Raw genomic sequence first — 20,636 nt, 5'->3', positions numbered from 1 at the left:
CGTCGGCGCGTAAAGGTTTTTGCGCCGACTGGTACAATACTGTTATCGGCCCGTGATCAGACCAGACGTGAGCTGTCTTTGGCGGCGCGCACGAAGTCACGGAACAGGGGGTGCGGATCGAACGGTTTGGATTTGAGTTCCGGGTGGTACTGCACACCGATGAACCAAGGATGATCCGACCATTCGACGATTTCCGGCAGGCGTCCATCCGGCGACATACCCGAGAAGTTCAGGCCTGCCTTTTCCAGCTTTTCCCGGTACTTAATGTCCACCTCATAGCGGTGACGGTGGCGCTCTTCGATCTGCGTGCCGCCGTAAACCTCTGCAACTTTCGAGCCTTCGGCCAGAACAGCGTTATACGCGCCCAGACGCATGGTGCCGCCCTTGTCGTCGCCAACCTTGCGTTCGACCTTGTGGTTGCCCTGCACCCATTCTTTCAGGTGATAAACAACCGGTTCAAAGCGCCTTTTCCCGGCTTCGTGGTCAAATTCTTCCGATCCCGCCTCAGTGATGCCGGCCGCATTCCGCGCCGCTTCGATCACTGCCATCTGCATGCCAAGGCAGATGCCCAGATAGGGCACTTTGTGCTCGCGTGCGTATTGCGCCGCCTTAATCTTGCCTTCCGTGCCACGTTCGCCAAAACCACCGGGCACGAGGATGGCGTGGAACCCTTCCAGATGCGGAGCGGCGTCTTCGGTGTCGAACACTTCGGCGTCGACCCATTCGACCTTGACCCTGACACGGTTGGCCATGCCGCCATGCGTCAACGCTTCGGCAATCGACTTATAGGCGTCTTCCAGCTGAGTGTATTTGCCGACGATGGCAACTTTCACTTCACCCTCGGCGTTGTGGATACGGTCGCTGACGTCTTCCCATTTGGCCAGGTCTGGCTTGGGGGCAGGGCTGATCTGGAACGCGTCCAGAACGGCCTGATCCAAACCTTCTTTGTGATAGGCCAGCGGGGCATCATAAATGGTGCTGAGGTCCTGAGCGGCAATCACGCTGTCGGGGCGCACGTTACAGAACAGGGCCAGCTTCTCGCGTTCTTTCTTGGGAATCGGCCCCTCGGACCGGCAGACCAGAATGTCTGGGGCCAGACCGATGGACCGCAATTCCTTCACAGAGTGCTGGGTCGGCTTGGTCTTCAGCTCGCCTGAGGCCTTGATGTAGGGCAGCAGCGTCAGGTGCATGAAGATACACTGACCGCGCGGCTTGTCCTGGCTGAACTGACGGATCGCTTCAAAGAAGGGCAGGCCTTCGATATCACCTACGGTGCCGCCGATCTCACAGAGCATGAAATCAACCTCATCCTCGCCAATGGCGATGAAATCCTTGATCTCATTGGTGACGTGGGGGATCACCTGAATGGTCTTGCCCAAGTAGTCGCCGCGACGCTCTTTTTCCAGCACGTTGGAATAGATGCGACCCGAACTGACCGAGTCGGTCTTGCGCGCGGCCACGCCGGTGAAGCGTTCATAGTGACCAAGGTCCAGATCGGTTTCCGCACCATCATCGGTGACGAAGACTTCGCCATGTTCAAACGGCGACATCGTGCCGGGATCGACGTTCAGATAAGGGTCCAGCTTACGCAGACGCACCGAATATCCCCGGGCCTGCAACAAGGCACCCAGAGCCGCCGAAGCCAGTCCTTTGCCCAAGGACGAAACCACACCACCGGTGATGAAAATAAAACGCGCCATAGTTTTTCGGCTGCTCCCGTGAGACGTCAAAATCAGCTGCCCGGCGGTTGTCGAAAAACCGCTGCATCACGGGACTTCACGTATAAAGGATTCGCGCCAATAGCGCAAGAGAACCGCAAGATGCTGTTGCAGTTCTCTTTCAGGTTTCTAGGTCTAGTGGATCAGTTGGCCTGCGGAATCAGCGGCGCGTTGTCGCCCTGTGCCGGGGGCAGCAGGTCATCTGCCGACGGAACCGCCGGTGTGCTTTCCTCGGTCGTCGTTGACGGGCTGTAGCGATCAAGCACCGAGCCGCTCGCGGATTTCTGCGCCGCCAAAATGGTCAGCGTGATCGAGGTCACGATAAAACATGCCGCCAGAATCCAGGTCACTTTGCCCAATGCTGTCGCCGCAGCGCGACCGGTCATGGCACCGCCACCACCGCCACCCATACCCAGGCCACCGCCCTCGGACCGCTGCATCAGAACGACGGCGATCAGGCCCAGAGCCAGAAGAAGATGGATGATGAGAACGACGTTTTCCATGGTGGTCCTGTACAGCGTGGCGTGTATCGCGTGGTACTTATGCAAGTTTGCCAGCGGGGGCAAGGGAGGAGTTCGCATCATAACACGTGATGGGGACTATCACATCAAAGAGACTGGACAGGCAGGCAAGTGGTAACGCAGGCTGCGGCCATGCCACATGACGATCACGACCACCCGCACGCTCTTTTGCCGCCCGAACCTGCTCTGCGCGTCAAAGCATTGGAGACGATTCTGACGCGCAAAGGGCTGATAGATCCCGCCGCGCTGGATGAAATTATAGACACCTATGAGAACAGGATCGGCCCGCAGAACGGCGCGCATGTCGTCGCCAAGGCGTGGACCGACCCGGAATTCAAGGCCGCGCTGCTGGAGGATGCGACCCCGGTTGTCGCCGATCTGGGTTTCTACGGGCGACAGGGCGAACATATCGTTGTTGTCGAGAATACGCCCGATCTGCACAACATGGTCGTTTGTACATTGTGCAGCTGCTACCCGTGGCCATTGCTGGGAATTCCTCCGGGCTGGTACAAATCTGACGCCTACCGTGCGCGCGCCGTGCGAGAACCCCGGAAGGTTCTGGCTGAGTTCGGGGTCGCGTTACCCGGTGAGACAGCTGTTCGCGTGTGGGATTCAACGGCAGAGGTCCGCTACCTCGTTCTACCAATGCGCCCTGACGGGACCGAGGGAATGACCGAAGACGAACTGGCCGCGTTGGTGACACGCGACAGCATGATTGGAACCGGGCTGCCCAAGGTGGCGCCATGACGCGCGTACACGATATGGGCGGGCGGTTCGGCGACGGACCAATAAACCACGAGCCCGAGGATGCTCCGGTTTTTGCCGAAGAATGGCATGGGCGAGCCTTGGCAGTGACTGTGGCCGCAGGCTTTCTAGGGCAATGGAACATCGACACCTCGCGCCATGCTCGGGAAAGGTTGTCGCCGAAAGATTACACGCGATTTTCCTACTACGAAAAATGGATATCGGGCCTTGCCGATTTGCTGGTTGAGGCGGGCGTTCTGACCAAAGCCGATTTGGCGGGCCAAGGCAGTGACGACCCGCACCCCCTGTCAGCCCGTGTTCTGAAAGCCGACGCAGTTTCCGCTGCGCTGGCAAAAGGGGGACCAGCTGATCGACCCTCAGAGGTGCCGGTGCATTTCTCGATAGGGCAGGAGGTTCTGACCGCGAATCCCGTGTCCAATCGCCTGGTGGATGGCGGTCACACGCGCCTGCCAATCTACGCCGCCGGAGCGAGAGGCCGGATCGTGCGCCTGCACGGCACTCATGTATTGCCGGATTCCAGCGCCCATGGTCTGGGCGAGGCGCCAGAGCCGCTCTATGCCGTGGCCTTCCCTGCCTCTGAACTCTGGTCAAACCCGGAACATCCCAAAGACGAAGTCGTTCTGGATCTCTGGCAAAGCTATCTGGAGCCGGTATGAGCGTCTGTATTACCCACTCCGCGCCCGAACCGGCCTTTGCCGAGCCCTGGCACGCGCAGGTCTTCGCTGTGACAGTCGCTTTGAATGAGGCAGGGCGATTCGACTGGCCGGACTGGGCGGCGCGCTTCTCTGAAACTTTAAAGCGTCATGGGTTGAGCCGCGATCTGGATGGTGGCGATGACTATTTCCACGCATGGCTGGAAACTCTGGAGCAGTTGCTGACCGACCAAGGTACGGCTGGAGCAGCAGAGATCACCAATCTGAGAAATGCCTGGGAAGAGGCGTACCTTACAACGCCTCATGGGCAGCCGGTTCGTTTGACGTCAACCGGGTAGGGGCACTGCCCTCGCCGTGGGCAAGCTGCGAGCCCCCTGGGACGCTTAAAGCGGGATGAAGCAGTGGAACCGATCTTCATCTGGCGAAAAATACCTCCGCCAGAGGCACCGCGCAGCAGCGCGGTTCCCATCTGCGGCGAAATAGCGGTTTCCCTGTCCTCTGTGCCCCGCTATATGAGCCGAGTTTGATTACTCAGCACGAAAAGGACCGGATATGGCCAACGTGGTTGTTGTCGGCGCCCAGTGGGGCGACGAAGGAAAAGGCAAGATCGTCGACTGGCTAAGCGAGCGGGCAGATGTGATCGCGCGTTTTCAGGGCGGGCATAATGCCGGTCACACACTGGTCATTGATGGCGAGGTCTACAAACTGCATGCTCTGCCTTCGGGGGTTGTACGAGGTGGCAAGCTGAGCGTTATCGGCAATGGTGTTGTTCTGGACCCCTGGCATCTGATCAAGGAAATCGGCACCGTTCGGGCGCAGGGCGTCGAGATATCGCCGGAAACGCTGATGATTGCGGAAAACACCCCGCTGATTCTGCCGATCCATGGCGAGCTGGATCGCGCGCGCGAAGAAGCCGCCAGCAAAGGAACCAAGATCGGAACAACGGGTCGCGGTATCGGCCCGGCATACGAGGACAAGGTTGGCCGCCGTTCGGTGCGCGTTGCCGATCTGGCTGACGAAGCGACGTTGGAAGAGCGCGTGGATCGCGCGCTGCAACACCATGACCCGCTGCGCAAAGGTCTGGGGATCGAACCGGTCGACCGGGACGCTTTGATTGCGCAGCTGAAAGAGATCGCATTGGAAATCCTGCCATTTGCTGCTCCGGTCTGGAAAGTGCTGAATGAAAAGCGCAAGGCGGGTAAGCGCATCCTGTTCGAAGGCGCGCAGGGCGCGCTGCTGGATATTGATTTCGGCACCTATCCGTTTGTGACCTCGTCCAACGTGATTGCAGGTCAAGCCGCGACCGGTGTGGGCATCGGCCCGGGGTCGATTGATTTCGTGTTGGGCATTGTCAAAGCCTATACAACCCGCGTCGGCGAAGGTCCGTTCCCGACTGAACTGGAAGATGCGGATGGTCAGCGTCTTGGCGAACGTGGCCATGAATTCGGCACCACCACCGGGCGCAAGCGTCGCTGCGGCTGGTTCGATGCCTGTCTGGTGCGCCAGACCTGCGCCACCAGTGGAGTAAACGGCATCTCGCTGACGAAACTGGACGTTCTGGACGGGTTCGAGACGCTGAAGATTTGTGTGGGCTATGAGTTGGACGGAAGGCGTCTGGATTATCTTCCCACGGCCGCAGATCAGCAGGCCCGCTGCACTCCGATCTATGAAGAGATGCCGGGATGGAGCGAGTCCACCGAAGGCGCGCGCAGCTGGGCAGATTTGCCCGCCAACGCGATCAAATATGTACGTCGGGTCGAAGAGCTGATCGACTGCCCCGTCGCCCTTTTGTCCACCAGCCCGGAGCGGGATGACACCATTCTGGTGACAGACCCGTTTGCTGACTGATGAGCGGCGAAGAAAAACCCGGCCTCAGCTACAAAGCCCGGCGGCGTTGGTCGCTGGTGCTGCTGCTGATCGGGCTGCCGGTTTACATCGTGGCGGTTGTGACGGTGGTGAACTGGCTGGATCGACCACCGATCTGGCTGGAGCTTCTGGTCTATGTCGGACTGGGCATTGTTTGGGCTCTTCCGTTCAAATTTGTGTTCAAAGGTGTCGGCAAGGAAGACCCCGATAACCCAATCGACGAGTAGGGTGCTTTTGATCTGTAAACGCCAAGCCAAAGATCATGCAGGTTAGTGCGTAACATTTCGAGCCGCTGATGCAAAAAAAGGGTCGGAGATTGCTCCGACCCTTTTTCATTGGTTCTGCCTGCGCTTAACCTGCGGCGCGCTCGTCATCCGGACGGAAGCCAATCTCGGTAGAGGCCGCGAAGCGCCCGCCGCCCGCCTTTTCGATCTTGCCGTCACGCAGCAACTGACCGAATGAGCGCAGGCTTTCCTCACGGTTGAAGTCATCCTGCTTGAGCGACCGGATTTTGTTCATCAACTGCGGGCGCGAGAATTGCTCCTGACCTTCGATGAAGGACAGATACGCAGCCGCCGCTTCCAGCAGGTCCGGCAGGGATTGAGCGCCTTGTTCCTGAGCAAAGAGGGCAAATCCACCTTCTTCGGGTGTTTCGTCTTCTTCAGCCTCGGCGGTCACCCGGCGGGGTGTGACCGGTCCGCTATCCCGGGTTTGATTGTCGATGCGCTGTTCGGCCACCAGTTTCAGTGGCGCTGCGGCGTCACTGGCCGGGCGCATGCTGGTCACCTGAATTTCCGGGCGGCGCGGGCTGACGACCGAGGACAGGTCTTTGCGAAACCCTTCGTCCTCGTCGTCTTTGACCGACGAACCGGGATTCTTACGCTCGGCTTCGGTCACAGCGATTGCGGTGCGCATTTGCGAATAGGCGTCGCGCGTGCTGCTGGTGTCGGGATCGTCCAGTTGTACGCCAACCTCATCCATCAGGCGCGATACATCCTGATCCAGATTTGAGCTTTCGGCGTCCATCTGCGCTGCCCGATTGGCCAGAATGGATTCGACATTAGAGATTTCGCTGAGCAGATCGACCTCGTCTTCTTCTGTCAGGAAGCCTGCCTCGGCAGTTTCAACCAACTCATCCTCAGAGTCATCTTCGCTGAGAATGTTGATCAGGTCTTCGTCTTCTGATTCATCCGCGGCGGCTTCGACGGTTTCCGAAGCTGGCGTATCCGCCTCAGCCATCTCATCTTCCAGAACTGCAGCCTCAGGTGCGCTCAGGTCTTCCTCGATGGCCATCGGTTCGATGTCTTCAACTTGATCAGCCTCAATCACTGGCTCAGCTTCAACAACCGGCTCAGCCTCGGCTTCAGCAACTGCTTCGGCTTCAGCCACCGACTCAGTTGTCTCTTGCTGTGGTTCAGCAGGCTCAACCGGCGTGATGTCTGTTTGTGCTTCGCTGACCGGTTCGGCCGGGGGGGCCAGATCGGCGGGGTTTAGCGAACCTGCTTCAAACGCTGCGGCAACAGCGTCTGACGGTCCTGCTGCTTTCATCAACGTTGTATCTTCGTCTTCTGTGTAGACGACCGAGTTTTCCTCGGAATGGGATACGACGGCCCGAATGCGCTGCAACTTGGCGGCAATACTGTCGGCCGCAGGGGCAGGGGCTGCGTCTACGGGTTCAGCGTCGGTAAAGTTGGGTGCCGCGGGCGGAGTAGGACGGCGGGCGCTGACGTTCTGCATGTCGGGCGTGCTGGCGACTTGCGACGATACTGCGGCCTTTTCTGTGGCACGGATGATCAGGCCCGAGTCGTTCTGGCTGGCCTCGATCCGGCGTGAGGCGTCCCGTTGCGCAATCCGCGTCAGCATTTCAGCGTCCGGCTGCGGAGGTTCCGACCCAAAGTAACGATCATCGGCTGCAAGATCGCGGAAATACTCGGCAATTGCTTTCATCGTTTCGAAAGAATCGTCGAATCCTTCCAAAGTGCAGGAGAAGGTTCCGTAGGAAACGGTCAAAACCTTGTTATTCTGTACCATCAGACGCACGTCCTCTACAAACTACGAGAGCCACCTTAACCCACATAGGTACACTCATGGCTCGAAACTCTCTGCATGAACCTATCATTTTGTGGTCTCAATGTGTCCAAATCCGGGAAAAATGATCAATCTTAGAAAAAATAAGCCAATTGTCCGGTCAGGCGAGCCAATTGTGCTGGTCGGAGGGGGGCAGATCGGGCCGGAAGACCTGAATTTGTCGTTGATTCGGGATCGCAAGGTTGTCGCCGCCGATGGTGGGGCTGCGCCCGTGTTGGAGTCAGGGCGGATGCCAGACGCGGTGATCGGCGATTTTGATTCGCTCAGCGCCAGTTGCCGAGCGCAAATCCCCGCAGACCGGTTGTTTCCGATACGTGAACAGGACAGCACGGATTTTGACAAAGCCCTGCGCAGTATCAACGCGCCGCTTGTACTGGGGGTTGGCTTTCTCGGCGGGAGGCTGGATCACCAGCTGGCTGTCCTCAACGGATTGGTTCGCCATCCAGATCGCCCCTGCCTCTTGCTTGGCGAAACCGAGGTCGTATTTCTTGCGCCCCCCCGGATCAGCCTGTCCATTACGCCGGGCGACATTGTTTCATTGTTTCCAATGCAGCGCGTAATGGGGCGCAGCAAAGGGTTAGAGTGGCCGATCGACGATCTGGTGCTGGAACCGGACGGGCGGGTTGGAACCTCGAACCGGGCCCTGAGCGATGTTGAGCTGACTGTGGACGGACCCGGCCTGCTGGTGATGGTGCCGCGTAACGCTCTGGATCAGGTCATGCAGGCGTTTCTGTCGGGGCAGACCGGGCGCTGGCCCGCTCGCGCAGAATGACATAAAGGCCTGCCGCGATTGTGATCGCGATGCCGATGGCCGCGATGCCGTTGGGCAGGTCGTGAAAGATGAGCCATCCAATCAGCGTTGCCACCGGGATTTCCAGATACTGCATCGGGGCCAGCGTCGCCGAGGGCGCATACCGCAGGGACCAAGTCATCAGCAAATGCGCGACCGTACCCAGAAGACCGATGCTGATAAGCAGGGCATGGCTGTCCGGGTGCGGTGCAACGAACGACACGCTCCAAACCTCTGAGGCGGTTCCGAACAGCAGCATCGGCAGCATCATCACCGTCGCCATAACGCCCGAGACGGCTTGCAATGAAACCGGGTCGGTCTCTTTGGCGATCTGCCGCGTCACAAGCATGAACAACGCAAAGACCAGCGCGACGACCAGCGGCAACAGGGCAGCAGCGCCAACTTCGACAAAGCTGGGCTGAATGACCAGCAATGTGCCTGCAAAGCCCACGACGCAGGCGATCAGGCGGCGAAGGCCGACCTCTTCTTGCAGTACGTATTTTCCAAGAAGCAGCATGATGAAGGGCATCACAAAAGCGATCGCAACCGCATCTGCCAGCGGCAGGAATTGCAAGGCGGTGAACATGGCGGCGATACCAATGATGTGTAGAACCGTGCGAATGAAGGTCAGCCGTAAAATCCGCCCGCGCATCCGCCAGACCCGCCCCGTCAGAACGACCAGCGGGATCAGCACCAGCGCCTGAACGGCAAAACGGATAAAGACCAGCATGCCGATGGGGGTCGTCTCACCCAACAGCTTCGCAATCGCATCGCCCAGTGGGGCGAGTATGCAGAAGCCAAGCATCAGGACGATGCCAAAGACGGGACGATCCTGTGTCATGCCCACGACGCTACGAGGTTTGCCGACCGGTGCAAAGCGTTTAGGGCAGGGGCTGCACCTTTGTATAATCCGGGCCAATACAGGTGGGCAGGTCGTCACCCAAACTGAGCCAATGCAGCTTTTCCTCATGCGCAACGTGCAGGGTGGGTTCCAACTGGTTCGGGTCTTCCAGCGTCGCCACATACAGGTGCAGCACGTCCGACATGGACTGCGAACGGAACGAGATTGGCGTGCCGCAATTGGGGCAAAAGCTGCGCTCGACCCCGGGAGAAGAGCTAAAGACCTTCGGGGCCTCGCCGGTCCAGCGCCATTGGCCGTCGCGCACGCCGAAATAGGTGGTCATCGGCGCGGCGCATTGCCGTCGGCAACTGTCGCAATGGCAAGTGACGCAGGACAGCGCCGGAGGGTCGACCTCATAGCGGACCGCGCCGCACAGACAATGACCTTGCATTTCAACCCTCCTGTTGCTGCGTCAGCAGTTGGGGATGTTCACCGCCAAGCCGCCCAAAGACGTTTCCTTGTATTTCTCGTGCATATCATGCCCGGTTTGACGCATGGTTTCGATCACTGCATCCAGTGGCACAAAATGCTGGCCATCCCCCCGCAACGCCAGCGACGCCGCCGACACTGCCTTTATGGCCCCAAGCCCGTTGCGTTCAATGCAAGGAACCTGAACCAACCCGGCGACCGGGTCGCATGTCATGCCCAGATGATGCTCCAGCGCGATTTCGGCCGCATTTTCGACCTGCTCGGGCGTGCCGCCCATGACCGCGCACAGCCCGGCCGCCGCCATGGCTGATGCGCTGCCGACCTCGGCCTGACAGCCCGCTTCTGCCCCCGAGATCGAGGCGTTGTACTTGACCAGCCCGCCAATTGCGGCGGCGGTCAGCAGGAAATCCTCGATATGGGACTCGGACGCGCCGGGTACGTGGTCAAGGTAATAGCGCAGCACTGCGGGCAGCACCCCGGCTGCTCCGTTAGTGGGGGCGGTCACAACCTGTCCGCCCGCGGCGTTTTCCTCGTTCACGGCCATGGCATAAACGCTCATCCAGTCGTTGATCGTGTGCGGTGCGTTCAGGTTCATGCCACGTTCGGCCTGAAGGGCGTCGTGGATACCCTTGGCGCGGCGACGCACGCTCAGGCCGCCGGGCAGGATGCCGTCGGTATTCAACCCGCGCTCAATGCAATCGTTCATCACCTGCCACAGGCGCGCGGTGCCCTTGGCGAAACTGTCGGCACACCCGCGCGAGATTTCGTTGGCGCGCTTCATCTCGGCAATGCTCTTGCCGCTGGATTTGGCCATGTCCAGCATCTCAACCGCCGATTTGAACGGGAAGGGCACCGGGTCGCCTTCCTCGGTCGCCTTACCCTCGGCCAGTTCCTCTTCGGTCAGGACAAAGCCGCCGCCGATCGAGTAATAGACCTGCCGCAGGATCACATCGCCCTGCGCGTCGGTGGCCATCAGGATCATACCGTTGGCATGGCCCGGCAGGTTGTGTTCGTAGTCAAAAACCAGATCGGTTTTTGGATTGAACTGCAAAGTTGGTAAGCCTTCGGGCGTGACGGTATGCGTTGCGGCAATCTCGGCTAGCGCGGCTTCGGCCTTGTCGTTGTCGTAGGTGTCCGGCACGAACCCGGCCAGCCCGAGGATGGTGGCACGGTCAGTCGCGTGACCAACGCCGGTAAAGGCTAACGATCCGTGCAGTGATCCGCGCAGCCCGGCGAACTCGAACGGAGAGGCGCGCATCATGTCCAGGAACCGCGCGGCCGCAACCATCGGTCCCATGGTATGAGACGAGGACGGGCCGATGCCCACTTTGAACATGTCGAAGACAGAAAGAAACATATCAGGTAGCTGAGCCTTCTTGAGGGGTAGCGTAACTTGGAGAGGTGAAGGGCGTTACCCCCAACCCTTCGGCTGCGATGGCAGCGCGGGTTGCGGGGCGGGATTCAAGCTGCATCAGGATTTTTTGCAGATAGGGCGTGTCCGCCATTTGAAACCAGCTGCGATCAGCTTTGGCGGGATACAGCGCCATCCAGCGCATTTGGCACGCCAAATAGTAGGGCAGAACCGACGGATGATCGGGGTGCAGCCACGTGGGCGTCTCTTTGGCTGTTGCGTCTAACACGCGCAGATGCTGGCGCAGACGTGGACGGATACCAGCCCGCAGAGTCTCGGCCTGTTCGGCGTCGATGTATTTCTCAGCGTAAAACAGAATGCGCAGATCTGCGTGCAAGGTATTGGAGGCAAAGAACAGCCATTTAAGAAACGCCGCGCGATCCGGGCTGTCGGGGGCAGGGGCCAGTTGGCCGTGCGTGTCTGCCAACCACAGCAGAATGGCCGCCGTTTCAAAGATCGGCCCATTTGGCGTTTCAAGAACCGGGATCAGGCCATTCGGATTCAACGCCCGATACGCGGCGCCGTCCTGTTCGTTGCGACGGCGGTCGACCAGAGCGGTCTCGTACGGCAGGCCCATCTCTTCCAGCACCAATCTGATGATCAGAGAGGCGTTGTCGGGGGCATAGTGCAGGCGGTACGGTTGGGTCATTCCGACTATCTATATGGCGGCGTGCCGACCGGAAGTTTCGATTGCGACGTTTCCCATAAGAAACGCGCATTTTGGCGACATGTATTGCGTCTTATCCTGTCAGGTCTTGTGAGCGATCCAGACAAAGTGGGTGATGGAGAAGAAGAAACGGCCCTGCTTGGCGAGATCGAATTGCTCTTGTACCCAGGCCGCGGCCGCATCCTCGGGTACTTGTTCGGTTTGAACGGCGTAGGATTCCGCGAGTCGAATCGTCATCATTGCCAGTCCATCCGGGCGCAAGGTGGTGTCGCAAATGACCACAGGAACCACCCGTTCTGGTTCAAAGCCGCATTCCCGAAGGCTGGGCGGAAGGGTTGCGGGGATGCAGCGATCAGCCAGATGCCCATCCCAGATGTCGATCATCGAGGACATACGCGCAGGCTGATCACTGTGCCAGCACAGCGAATCCCAGTGGATGTCGCCGATCACCAGACGACCGCCGGGTCGCAAAACGCGGTGCAATTCGCGCAGGGCAGGGCGCGTGTCCGGAAAATACTCAAAGACCTGAACCGACGCTGCCTTGTCGAATTGGTTGTCAGCGAAGGGCATTTCTTCGGCCGGGCCCTCGATCAAGTCAACATGTCCAAACTCGGCGCAACGCGTTTTGGCCAGGGACAGCATATCAGGACTTGGATCCAGACCGGTCACCTGGCCTGTTGACCCAACCGCGCGCGCTAGTTCCGCGGTCAGCAGCCCATTGCCGCAACCTAAATCAAGGATCGTTTCTCCGGTAGAAGGCAGCAGGGCGTCGAAACTTGCCCGTCTGCGGCGCGATACATCCGATCCCAGATATACGTTCTCTAGCAGGCGTGCGGTGTTTGTGTCGAATTTCAACATCTGTGTTCCCCCGCTTAAGTCTAACGAAAATACGTCTTTTCAGAAAGGAAACTGCATTGCGCCCCTCGCGCAGGGGAAACTGTTTGCCTATAAGTGCTGCGTATTCCTACGCAACGGGGCTGCCATGATCGAAGATATGTCACCTATCGAACGCGCCAAATATGTCGCTGCGCGCCGCGCTGCGGATATGGTTCAGGATGGGATGCGCGTCGGACTGGGGACCGGATCGACCGCCGCGTGGATGGTGCGCCGTATCGGTGAACGCGTGCGTGCCGAGGGGTTGAACATCAAGGGCGTTCCCACATCGGCCCGCACCGCAGCTCTGGCACGTGAGGTTGGGATCGAGGTGGTCTCGCTGGATCAGGCCGGGTGGCTGGACATGACCATCGACGGAGCGGATGAGTTCGACGGTGAACTGAACCTGATCAAGGGCGGCGGCGGCGCGCATTTGCAGGAAAAGATCGTTGCCACGGCCAGCGACCAGATGGTCGTCATCGCGGATGCGGGCAAAGAGGTCGAGACGCTGGGCGCGTTCCCTCTGCCGGTTGAAGTGGTGCCGTTCGGTTGGCAGACCACACGCACCCTGATCCAAGAGGCGCTGGATACCATGGATGTTCTGGGCAATTCAGCCGTTCTGCGTATGAACGGCGAAGCGCCCTTTGTGACAGATGAAGGCAACCACATTCTCGACCTGCATCTGCAACGGATCGGAAACGCGCGGCAGCTGGCGCTTGTGCTTAATCAGGTGCCGGGCGTGGTTGAGAACGGTCTGTTTCTGGATATCTGCGACAAGGTTGTGATCGGCTACGGCGATGGTCGGGTTGAACTGCGCGATATCAACGCTGGCACGAGTGAGCTTGACCAGCCCTCGGACGCTGGAGAAAACCTGTTCTCGGATCTGGCGGATTGAAGACGGAACCGAGACCGCGATGCGTAAAGGGCGGCATCCACTTGCTTGCTACAGTTTCTTTGGGGTTATTGCGCACTTGAGGGTTGGCAAAGCGGCTTTTACCCCCAGATATGCTACGAAATTTGGCCTGACGGAATAAGGGATCTCAGGATGAGCTTTGACTATGATCTGTTCGTAATCGGCGGAGGCTCGGGCGGGGTCCGCGCAGCGCGCGTTGCGGCTGGCGAAAACGGTGCCAAGGTGGCGCTGGCGGAAGAGGACCGATATGGCGGTACCTGCGTGATCCGTGGTTGTGTGCCGAAAAAGCTGATGGTCTTTGCCAGCGAGTTCCCGGGCATGGTCGATGACGCGCGAGCCTACGGCTGGGACATGCAGCCCGGCGCGCTGGATTGGAATACTTTCCACGGCAAGCTGGTTACGGAACTGGACCGGCTGGAAGGCATCTATCGCAACATCCTCAAGAACAACGGTGTCGAAAGTTTTGACCAGCGCGCTCATGTTGTGGACGCGCATACGGTCGAGCTGGCGGATGGTACTCGCAAGACGGCCAAACATATTCTGATCGCTACGGGCGGCCGTCCGGTCGTTCCCGAGTTTCCGGGCTCAGAGTTGGCAATAACCTCGAACGAGATCTTCCATATTGAGAAGTTGCCAGAAAGCATCCTTATCGTCGGTGGTGGTTATATCGCCAGTGAGTTCGCGGGGATCATGAACGGGATGGGCGTGAAGACCACTCAGTTCTATCGCGGCGCGCAAATCCTGCGTGGGTTTGACGAAGAGGCGCGGGGCCTAATCTGTGAAGAGATGCGCCAGAACGGCATCGACGTGCGCCTTGGTACCAACGTGCTGGAGATGACCAAAGAAGGCGATAAGATCCGCGTCAAAGCCACCGATGGCACTGAAGACCAGTTCGACGTTGTCATGTACGCCACCGGGCGCGCTCCTAATGCCGACAATCTTGGACTTGAGGCTGTTGGCGTGGAACGCGGCCGCAAGGGTGAGATCGTGGTGGATGAATACAGCCAGACCGGCGTACCCTCGATTTATGCTATCGGGGATGTGACCGATCGGGTGAACCTGACTCCAGTTGCGATCCGCGAGGGCATGGCTTTTGTCGAAACCGTCTTTAAGGGCAACCCGACGCCGGTGGATCACGAGTTGATCCCGACCGCGATCTTCACGCAGCCGGAATTCGGCACCGTTGGCCTGAGCGAGGAAGAGGCTGCCGGGCAAGAGCCGGTGGAAATCTACGCGACCTCGTTCAAACCGATGCAGAAATCCTTTGCCGGTGGTACGCAGCGGGTTTTGATGAAACTGATCGTCAGTCAGGCAACCCGCAAGGTTCTGGGATGTCACATCGTTGCCCCGGGCGCGGGTGAGATGATCCAGCTGGCCGGGATTGCCGTAAAGATGGGCGCGACCAAGGAAGATTTTGACCGTACCGTCGCCGTTCATCCGGTCATGGCTGAAGAACTGGTGACAATGCGGCAACCTGTTCGCACTGCTTGATTTGCAACTGCGAACACACAAGTTACAAGGGAACCCGTGATCACACGGTCCAATACAAGGGAATAGATACATATGGCGGGCAACAGCGGTGGCCCCTGGGGGGGCGGAGGCTCTTCCGGCGGCGGAGGAAATCGGGGTAACAACGGAGACGGGCGACGCCCGCCCGAAGGCGACGGCCCGCAGATCCCCGAGATCGACGAGCTGGTGAAAAAAGGCCAGGAACAACTGCGCGTCCTTATGGGCGGTCGTGGCGGATCAGGCCACGGTGGTGGCGGCTCGGGCGGCGGCGGCGGTCCGGCCTTCACCAAAGGAACGGTTGCTATTGGCCTGTTGGTCGCGGCTGGTCTGTGGGGATTGGCCAGCTTCTACACAGTTAAGCCCGAAGAACAGTCGGTTGAACTGTTTCTGGGTGAGTTCTCGGCCGTGGGAAATCCGGGTCTGAACTTTGCGCCATGGCCGCTGGTCACGGCAGAGGTCATTCCGGTCACACGCGAACAAACCGAGGATATGGGCGGTGCGCGTGGCAGTGATGATGGTTTGATGCTGACCGGCGACGAAAACGTGGTCGATATCGACTATCAAGTCGTCTGGAACATCAACGATCCGGCCAAGTTCCTGTTCAACCTGCGCGATCCGCGCGAAACGATCCGCGCCGTGTCGGAATCGGCCATGCGCGAGATCATTGCGCAAAGCGAACTGGCCCCGATCCTGAACCGGGATCGCGGGATCATCGCAGACCGCCTGCAAGAACTGATCCAGTCGACCATGGACAGCTACGATTCAGGCGTGAACATCGTGCGTGTAAACTTTGACAAGGCTGACCCGCCGCAGGACGTGATTGCCGCCTTCCGCGACGTTCAGGCCGCTGCGCAAGAACGTGACCGGTTGCAGAACGTGGCCGACGCCTATGCCAACCGTGTTCTGGCGGAAGCCCGTGGTGAAGCTGCACAGGTTCTGGAAGAGGCCGAAGCTTATCGCGCCCAGCAGATCAACAGTGCTCAGGGTGAGGCCAGCCGCTTTAGCGCGGTTTTAGAAGAATATACCAAAGCGCCTGACGTGACCCGCAAGCGTCTTTATCTGGAGCGGATGGAGCAGGTTCTGGGTGATGTCGACAAAATCATTCTGGACGAGAATTCGACCGGGCAAGGGCAGGGCGTCGTGCCGTATCTGCCTCTGAACGAACTGCGTCGTAATCCTGCCGGGGAGAACAACTGATGCGTAAATCACCTATTATTCTGATTCTGATTATCGCGCTTGTCCTCGGGGCCTTGTCGTCGATCTTTATCGTGGACGAACGCGAGCGCGCGCTGGTTCTGCGCTTTGGGCGTGTTGTAAACGTCAAGGAAGATCCGGGTCTGGCTTTCAAGTGGCCGATTTTCGACGAAGTGGTTCGCTATGACGATCGCATTCTGTCGATTGACGTTCAGCCCCTTGAGGTGACGCCTCTGGATGATCGTCGTCTGGTGGTGGATGCGTTTGCGCGCTATCGGATCGCGGATTTGAATCAGTTCCGTCAGGCCGTAGGTGTCGGTGGTGTCCCCGTTGCCGAAGATCGTCTGGACCGCATCCTGCGCGCCGAGACCCGCGAAGTGCTGGGTTCGGTTTCGTCCCGCGACATCCTCAGCTCGGATCGTGCGGCGCTGATGCTGCGCATCCGCAACAGCGCAATTGCCGAAGCGCAGGCGCTGGGCGTCAGCGTTATCGACGTGCGCTTGAAGGCGACCGATCTGCCGCAGGCAAACCTTGAGGCGACCTTTGATCGGATGAAAGCCGAGCGTGAGCGTGAGGCGACTGACGAACGCGCCCGTGGTAACGAAGCCGCTCAGCGTGTCCGCGCCCAAGCCGACCGGACCGTGGTTGAGCTGGTTTCGGACGCCAACCGTGAGGCCGAGATCATTCGCGGTGAGGCGGACGCCGAGCGTAACGCGATCTTCGCCGAAGCCTTTGGTAAGGATCCGGAGTTCTTTGAATTCTACCGTTCGCTATCGGCCTATGAGCGCGCGCTGGGCGGTAGCAACAGCTCGATGGTCCTCAGCCCGGATTCTGAGTTCTTCAACTACCTGAAATCACCCACAGGGCAGGCGACCCAGTAATGGGTATGATCCTTCTGGCCTTCGGGCTGGTTTTGATTGTAGAGGGGCTGGCCTATGCGCTGGCCCCTTCGCTTATTGAGCGTATGTTAGAGGCGCTGCGCTCGCTGCCGGAACAGGCGCGGCGGCTTGCGGGGATGTTGTGCGTGGTCAGCGGTTTGGTCCTGCTTTGGGGCGCGTATCAGCTGGGGTTTTAATACAGCGAAGTCACTTGCCGGTGATTTCCCCGCGATCCTGAGTTGCGGGTTAGAACAAACTCACTACATTGTTGCTAAGAAAGGTTGCCGAGCGGCGGCCGTACAAGAATTGTCGACAAGGAGTTCCCAAGTGCAGGCACAAGCACGCAGTATTTCCGTCCGGCGGGACGATGTTGTTGGTTTAATGCGGCTCATGTGGTTGGCCTTTGCGGGAATGCTTCTTGTTCTGGCACAGACCGTCGCCGCGCAGGCGCGGGGTGAAAGTCTGGCGCCGCTGGCCGAAAAGATCAGCCCGGCGGTGGTGAACATTACCACCTCAACATTGATCGAGGGGCAGACCGGTCCTCAGGGGATCGTACCCGAAGGCTCTCCGTTCGAGGATTTCTTTCGCGAGTTTCAGGACCGGGGCGATGATGAAGGCAATCGTCCACGCCGCAGCAATGCGCTGGGTTCGGGGTTTGTGATCTCGGAAGACGGTTACATTGTCACCAACAATCACGTCATCGCGGAAGCCGATGAAATCCTTGTCGAATTCTTCCCCGGCGACGGCCAGCCCAAGAAAGAGCTGCCTGCCAAGGTGATCGGTACAGATGAGAAAACCGATATCGCTCTGCTCAAGGTCGAGGCCTCTGGCCCGCTGCAATATGTGCAGTTCGGCGACAGCGATGTGGCGCGTGTCGGCGATTGGGTGATCGCGATGGGTAACCCGCTTGGGCAGGGCTTTTCGGTTTCGGCCGGTATTGTTTCAGCCCGGAACCGGGCGCTGAGCGGATCCTATGACGACTACATTCAGACCGACGCGGCGATCAACCGAGGCAACTCGGGCGGGCCTCTGTTCAACATGAATGGCGAGGTGATCGGCGTGAACACCGCAATCTTGTCGCCCAATGGCGGCTCGATCGGCATCGGGTTTTCGATGGCGTCCAATGTGGTGATCAAGGTTGTTGACCAGCTCCGCGAATTCGGCGAGACCCGCCGCGGCTGGCTGGGTGTCCGTATTCAGGACGTGACCGAGGATATGGCCGAAGCGATGGGCCTGGACAAGCCGGGGGGCGCGTTGATCAGCGACGTGCCGGATGGTCCGGCCAAGGATGCGGGCCTGCTGGCCGGAGACGTGATCCTCAGCTTTGACGGGGTTGAAGTCGAAGACACCCGTGGCTTGGTGCGTCAGGTTGGCGAAACCACCGTCGGCAAGTCAGTTCGCGTGGTGGTCCATCGCGATGGTGGTACTCAGACCGTTCTGGTGACGCTGGGCCGTCGTGAGGACGCAGAGCGTGCGGAAGACGGTGAAGAAGAAACGCCAGATGCACCGGTGGATGAGAATGCGGATATTCTGGGTCTTACGATCTCGCCGCTGACGGACACGATGCGCACCGATATGGGACTGGACGCGGATGCTGAAGGTCTGGTTGTGACCGAAGTGGATGAAGCGTCTGAGGCTTTCTCCAAAGGGCTGCGTGCCGGTGATCTGATTACCGAGGCCGGTCAGCAGAAAGTCACGTCGATCGCGGACCTTGAGGCGCGAATGGAAGAAGCGCGCGACGCTGGCCGTAAGTCTCTGCTGCTGCTGGTGCGTCGTGGCGGTGAACCCCGCTTTGTGGCGCTGAGCCTCGGCGAGTAAGCGGCCATCACCTAAGTTCAAAGGCCGGAGCGAATGCTCCGGCCTTTTTTGTGCGAGTTCTGAAAATTAGTGAGCCATACGCCCGGGAAGACGTATGGCTCTGATACAGGGAGAGGTCAGTGGACAGATATCGGGGATGATTCTCTGACCTCCTACGGTAACAGGTATCAAGATAAGCCTTACGCAGCCTCTGGTCTGTGAAGCGGATCACAGCCCCGTTAGATAAGGTCGGATTCCGCCAATTCCCTGAGTGCTTCGAAATCCTGAATCATCAAGCCACCCCGCGAGGCCTCGACCACATTGTCGCGTTTCCAGGTTGAGATGGTCTTGGAGACAGCCTCACGCGTGGCACCGACGAACTCGGCCAGTTCGCTTTGGGACAGGGTGATCCGGGTCGACGGGTCGTCCTGAAGCCCGGACAGGTGCAGCAGCTTGCGGGCCAATCGGATGGGCATCGGCAGAAATACCTGCTCATTCAATTGTGACCCCATCCACCGCATACGCACACCGGCCAGACGGATCATGTCCACCGCCAGATCAGGATGTTGACGTATCTGGTTCATCACATCGCCCCGACGAACCCGCAAAACGCGGGATGGTTCAGCCGCTGCGATAGTGGCGGTACGGGGGCCGTTGTCGAATAGGGCGATCTCACCAAACACTTCGCCGGGGCGCATCAGGGTCAGCGACAGCTTGCGGCCGCTCATGGCCAGAAAAGAGACTTCGAGCGTGCCTTCGAGAATGGCATAAAGGGCATCGCCCTCATCTCCCTGCTCGAACAGAACTTCGCCCCGCTCCAATGAAATTTCAGACGCCTGGGCGGAAAGCATCGCTTTCAGCCTGTCTGAGGCTTCGGACAGAAAGCCGCTGTTTGGAAAAGCCGTCATGAGTTTAGTGGGCTCCGGCTGTGGTTTGTGAGTGGTGCCTCAACTTTCCACAGCTTGGGTCCTAAGCCAAGGTTTTTGTCGGTGTTTTGCGCCAAGTCGCGGCAAACGCATGGGGCGAGTGCCGTTATTTCCCGTTCATCTACTGGTGGTCGGGGTCATCCATGTAGTTTTGCAGCAAACTGAATTGCAGCATAAGGAAGGCCATCAGCGCGATCGGAAAGGCGAAGGTTTCGATCTTGACCCACATATCGGTGGACATTGTGCGCCAGACGAACTCGTTGGCGGCGGCCAGAACTGCGAAACAGGCACAGAGGCGGCGGGTCAGAATCATCCAGCCCTCGTGGCGCATCGGCAGCATCTCATCCAGAACATATGCAAGGTAGGATTTGCCCTGTAGTAGGCCGATGCCCAGCATGACCGAGAAGAACCCATAGACCAGCGTGGTTTTCATTTTGAAAAACCGTTCATCATTGAACCAAGCAGTCAGGCCGCCGAAGAAAATGACCATGAATGCTGTGAAAATCTGTATCCGGCTGAGCTTGCCCGTCAGGAACCACAAAACACCCATCGCTGCCAGCATCAGAGGCACAAAGATGATGGTGGCGACGATGAACCCGGAATATTCAATGCCGCCGATCAAAAAGCTGTCGTCGCGCAGCCGCAGGTAGATGAAGAAAAAGGCCAGCGGAGGGCCAAGCTCCAGCACCTGCTTCAGAAACGGATTGATCTCTTTCTTGCCTGTCATAACGGTTCCC

General features: G+C 59.0%; 22 protein-coding genes. 12 read left to right on the top strand and 10 right to left on the bottom strand.

Translation table 11 applies throughout. The annotated features are described in order from the left end of the window. Positions 1-56 precede the first annotated feature (56 nt). Both ACOQOY_RS04880 and secG read right to left on the bottom strand, forming a co-directional pair. Positions 57-1,700 (bottom strand): CTP synthase, encoded by a 1,644-nt coding sequence (locus tag ACOQOY_RS04880; RefSeq protein ID WP_420584361.1) that lies wholly within the window; start codon positions 1,698-1,700, stop codon positions 57-59. 161 nt (positions 1,701-1,861) lie between these two features. Then, a complete protein-coding gene (gene secG, locus ACOQOY_RS04875) occupies positions 1,862-2,221 on the bottom strand; it encodes a preprotein translocase subunit SecG (RefSeq protein WP_420584360.1) in 360 nt (119 codons plus the stop codon). Between the two features lie 150 nt (positions 2,222-2,371). On the opposite strand from secG, the gene nthA reads away from it, so the two are divergent. The 5 genes from nthA to ACOQOY_RS04850 all read left to right on the top strand — a co-directional run bounded on the left by nthA (position 2,372) and on the right by ACOQOY_RS04850 (position 5,750). Then, the gene (gene nthA / locus ACOQOY_RS04870; RefSeq protein ID WP_420584359.1) at positions 2,372-2,986 is read left to right on the top strand and encodes a nitrile hydratase subunit alpha; all 615 of its coding nucleotides are present in this window, start codon (positions 2,372-2,374) and stop codon (positions 2,984-2,986) included. Then, positions 2,983-3,660, top strand: coding sequence for a nitrile hydratase subunit beta (nthB, locus tag ACOQOY_RS04865; RefSeq protein WP_420584358.1), 678 nt, complete (start codon positions 2,983-2,985; stop codon positions 3,658-3,660). Before nthA ends, nthB begins: the two co-directional genes overlap by 4 nt. Then, a complete protein-coding gene (locus tag ACOQOY_RS04860) occupies positions 3,657-3,995 on the top strand; it encodes a nitrile hydratase accessory protein (protein WP_420584357.1) in 339 nt (112 codons plus the stop codon). The genes nthB and ACOQOY_RS04860 overlap by 4 nt, the downstream gene beginning before the upstream one ends. 214 nt (positions 3,996-4,209) lie before the next feature. Next, complete coding sequence (locus tag ACOQOY_RS04855) at positions 4,210-5,505, top strand: adenylosuccinate synthase (RefSeq protein ID WP_420584356.1); 1,296 nt, start codon at positions 4,210-4,212, stop codon at positions 5,503-5,505. Continuing rightward, positions 5,505-5,750, top strand: coding sequence for a DUF2842 domain-containing protein (locus ACOQOY_RS04850; RefSeq protein ID WP_420584355.1), 246 nt, complete (start codon positions 5,505-5,507; stop codon positions 5,748-5,750). The genes ACOQOY_RS04855 and ACOQOY_RS04850 overlap by 1 nt, the downstream gene beginning before the upstream one ends. 124 nt (positions 5,751-5,874) lie before the next feature. Here the strand turns inward: ACOQOY_RS04850 and ACOQOY_RS04845 are convergent, their stop codons facing one another. Beyond that, the gene (locus ACOQOY_RS04845) at positions 5,875-7,554 is read right to left on the bottom strand and encodes a hypothetical protein (protein ID WP_420584354.1); all 1,680 of its coding nucleotides are present in this window, start codon (positions 7,552-7,554) and stop codon (positions 5,875-5,877) included. Positions 7,555-7,726: 172 nt separating this feature from the next. Here ACOQOY_RS04845 and ACOQOY_RS04840 point away from each other — a divergent pair, with 172 nt between their 5' ends. Continuing rightward, on the top strand, positions 7,727-8,383 hold the full coding sequence (locus ACOQOY_RS04840; protein WP_420584353.1) for a thiamine diphosphokinase: 657 nt from the start codon (positions 7,727-7,729) through the stop codon (positions 8,381-8,383). Here the strand turns inward: ACOQOY_RS04840 and ACOQOY_RS04835 are convergent. The 5 genes from ACOQOY_RS04835 to ACOQOY_RS04815 form a co-directional block, all read right to left on the bottom strand. Further along, the gene (locus ACOQOY_RS04835; RefSeq protein ID WP_420584352.1) at positions 8,328-9,242 is read right to left on the bottom strand and encodes a DMT family transporter; all 915 of its coding nucleotides are present in this window, start codon (positions 9,240-9,242) and stop codon (positions 8,328-8,330) included. The two genes, ACOQOY_RS04840 and ACOQOY_RS04835, sit on opposite strands and share 56 nt — an antisense overlap. Positions 9,243-9,282: 40 nt before the next feature. Beyond that, the gene (locus ACOQOY_RS04830) at positions 9,283-9,693 is read right to left on the bottom strand and encodes a GFA family protein (protein WP_420584351.1); all 411 of its coding nucleotides are present in this window, start codon (positions 9,691-9,693) and stop codon (positions 9,283-9,285) included. Between the two features lie 21 nt (positions 9,694-9,714). Continuing rightward, complete coding sequence (locus ACOQOY_RS04825) at positions 9,715-11,088, bottom strand: L-serine ammonia-lyase (RefSeq protein ID WP_420584350.1); 1,374 nt, start codon at positions 11,086-11,088, stop codon at positions 9,715-9,717. Position 11,089: 1 nt separating this feature from the next. After that, on the bottom strand, positions 11,090-11,791 hold the full coding sequence (locus ACOQOY_RS04820; protein WP_420584349.1) for a glutathione S-transferase family protein: 702 nt from the start codon (positions 11,789-11,791) through the stop codon (positions 11,090-11,092). A gap of 99 nt (positions 11,792-11,890) precedes the next feature. Further along, positions 11,891-12,667, bottom strand: coding sequence for a methyltransferase domain-containing protein (locus ACOQOY_RS04815; protein ID WP_420584348.1), 777 nt, complete (start codon positions 12,665-12,667; stop codon positions 11,891-11,893). Between the two features lie 124 nt (positions 12,668-12,791). Between ACOQOY_RS04815 and rpiA the strand changes: the two genes are divergently transcribed. The 6 genes from rpiA (at position 12,792) to ACOQOY_RS04785 (ending at position 18,994) form a co-directional block, all read left to right on the top strand. After that, positions 12,792-13,577 carry a ribose-5-phosphate isomerase RpiA gene (gene rpiA / locus ACOQOY_RS04810; protein WP_420584347.1) on the top strand — a complete coding sequence of 262 codons (786 nt, stop codon included), beginning with the start codon at positions 12,792-12,794 and terminating at the stop codon, positions 13,575-13,577. Positions 13,578-13,727: 150 nt separating this feature from the next. After that, entirely contained in the window at positions 13,728-15,086 is a 1,359-nt protein-coding gene (gene gor, locus ACOQOY_RS04805) for a glutathione-disulfide reductase (RefSeq protein ID WP_420584346.1), read from the top strand. Positions 15,087-15,158: 72 nt separating this feature from the next. Then, positions 15,159-16,301: an FtsH protease activity modulator HflK gene (gene hflK, locus ACOQOY_RS04800; RefSeq protein WP_420584345.1), complete on the top strand. Its 1,143-nt coding sequence runs from the start codon at positions 15,159-15,161 to the stop codon at positions 16,299-16,301. Then, positions 16,301-17,179 (top strand): protease modulator HflC, encoded by an 879-nt coding sequence (gene hflC / locus ACOQOY_RS04795; protein WP_420584344.1) that lies wholly within the window; start codon positions 16,301-16,303, stop codon positions 17,177-17,179. Before hflK ends, hflC begins: the two co-directional genes overlap by 1 nt. After that, positions 17,179-17,373, top strand: coding sequence for a DUF2065 domain-containing protein (locus tag ACOQOY_RS04790; RefSeq protein WP_420584343.1), 195 nt, complete (start codon positions 17,179-17,181; stop codon positions 17,371-17,373). The genes hflC and ACOQOY_RS04790 overlap by 1 nt, the downstream gene beginning before the upstream one ends. Positions 17,374-17,503: 130 nt before the next feature. After that, positions 17,504-18,994 carry a Do family serine endopeptidase gene (locus ACOQOY_RS04785; protein ID WP_420584342.1) on the top strand — a complete coding sequence of 497 codons (1,491 nt, stop codon included), beginning with the start codon at positions 17,504-17,506 and terminating at the stop codon, positions 18,992-18,994. A 218-nt stretch (positions 18,995-19,212) separates the two neighbouring features. Here ACOQOY_RS04785 and ACOQOY_RS04780 read toward each other — a convergent pair whose 3' ends face one another. Next, complete coding sequence (locus tag ACOQOY_RS04780) at positions 19,213-19,881, bottom strand: Crp/Fnr family transcriptional regulator (protein WP_420584341.1); 669 nt, start codon at positions 19,879-19,881, stop codon at positions 19,213-19,215. Positions 19,882-20,020: 139 nt separating this feature from the next. Further along, a complete protein-coding gene (locus tag ACOQOY_RS04775) occupies positions 20,021-20,626 on the bottom strand; it encodes an inner membrane-spanning protein YciB (RefSeq protein ID WP_420584340.1) in 606 nt (201 codons plus the stop codon). Positions 20,627-20,636: the final 10 nt, after the last annotated feature.

Origin of the sequence: Ruegeria sp. (genome assembly GCF_965221235.1) — a bacterium.
Classification (GTDB): Bacteria; Pseudomonadota; Alphaproteobacteria; order Rhodobacterales; family Rhodobacteraceae; genus Ruegeria.
Note: the sequence above shows the minus strand (reverse complement) of the source record. Positions and strands in the feature narration are given on the sequence as shown.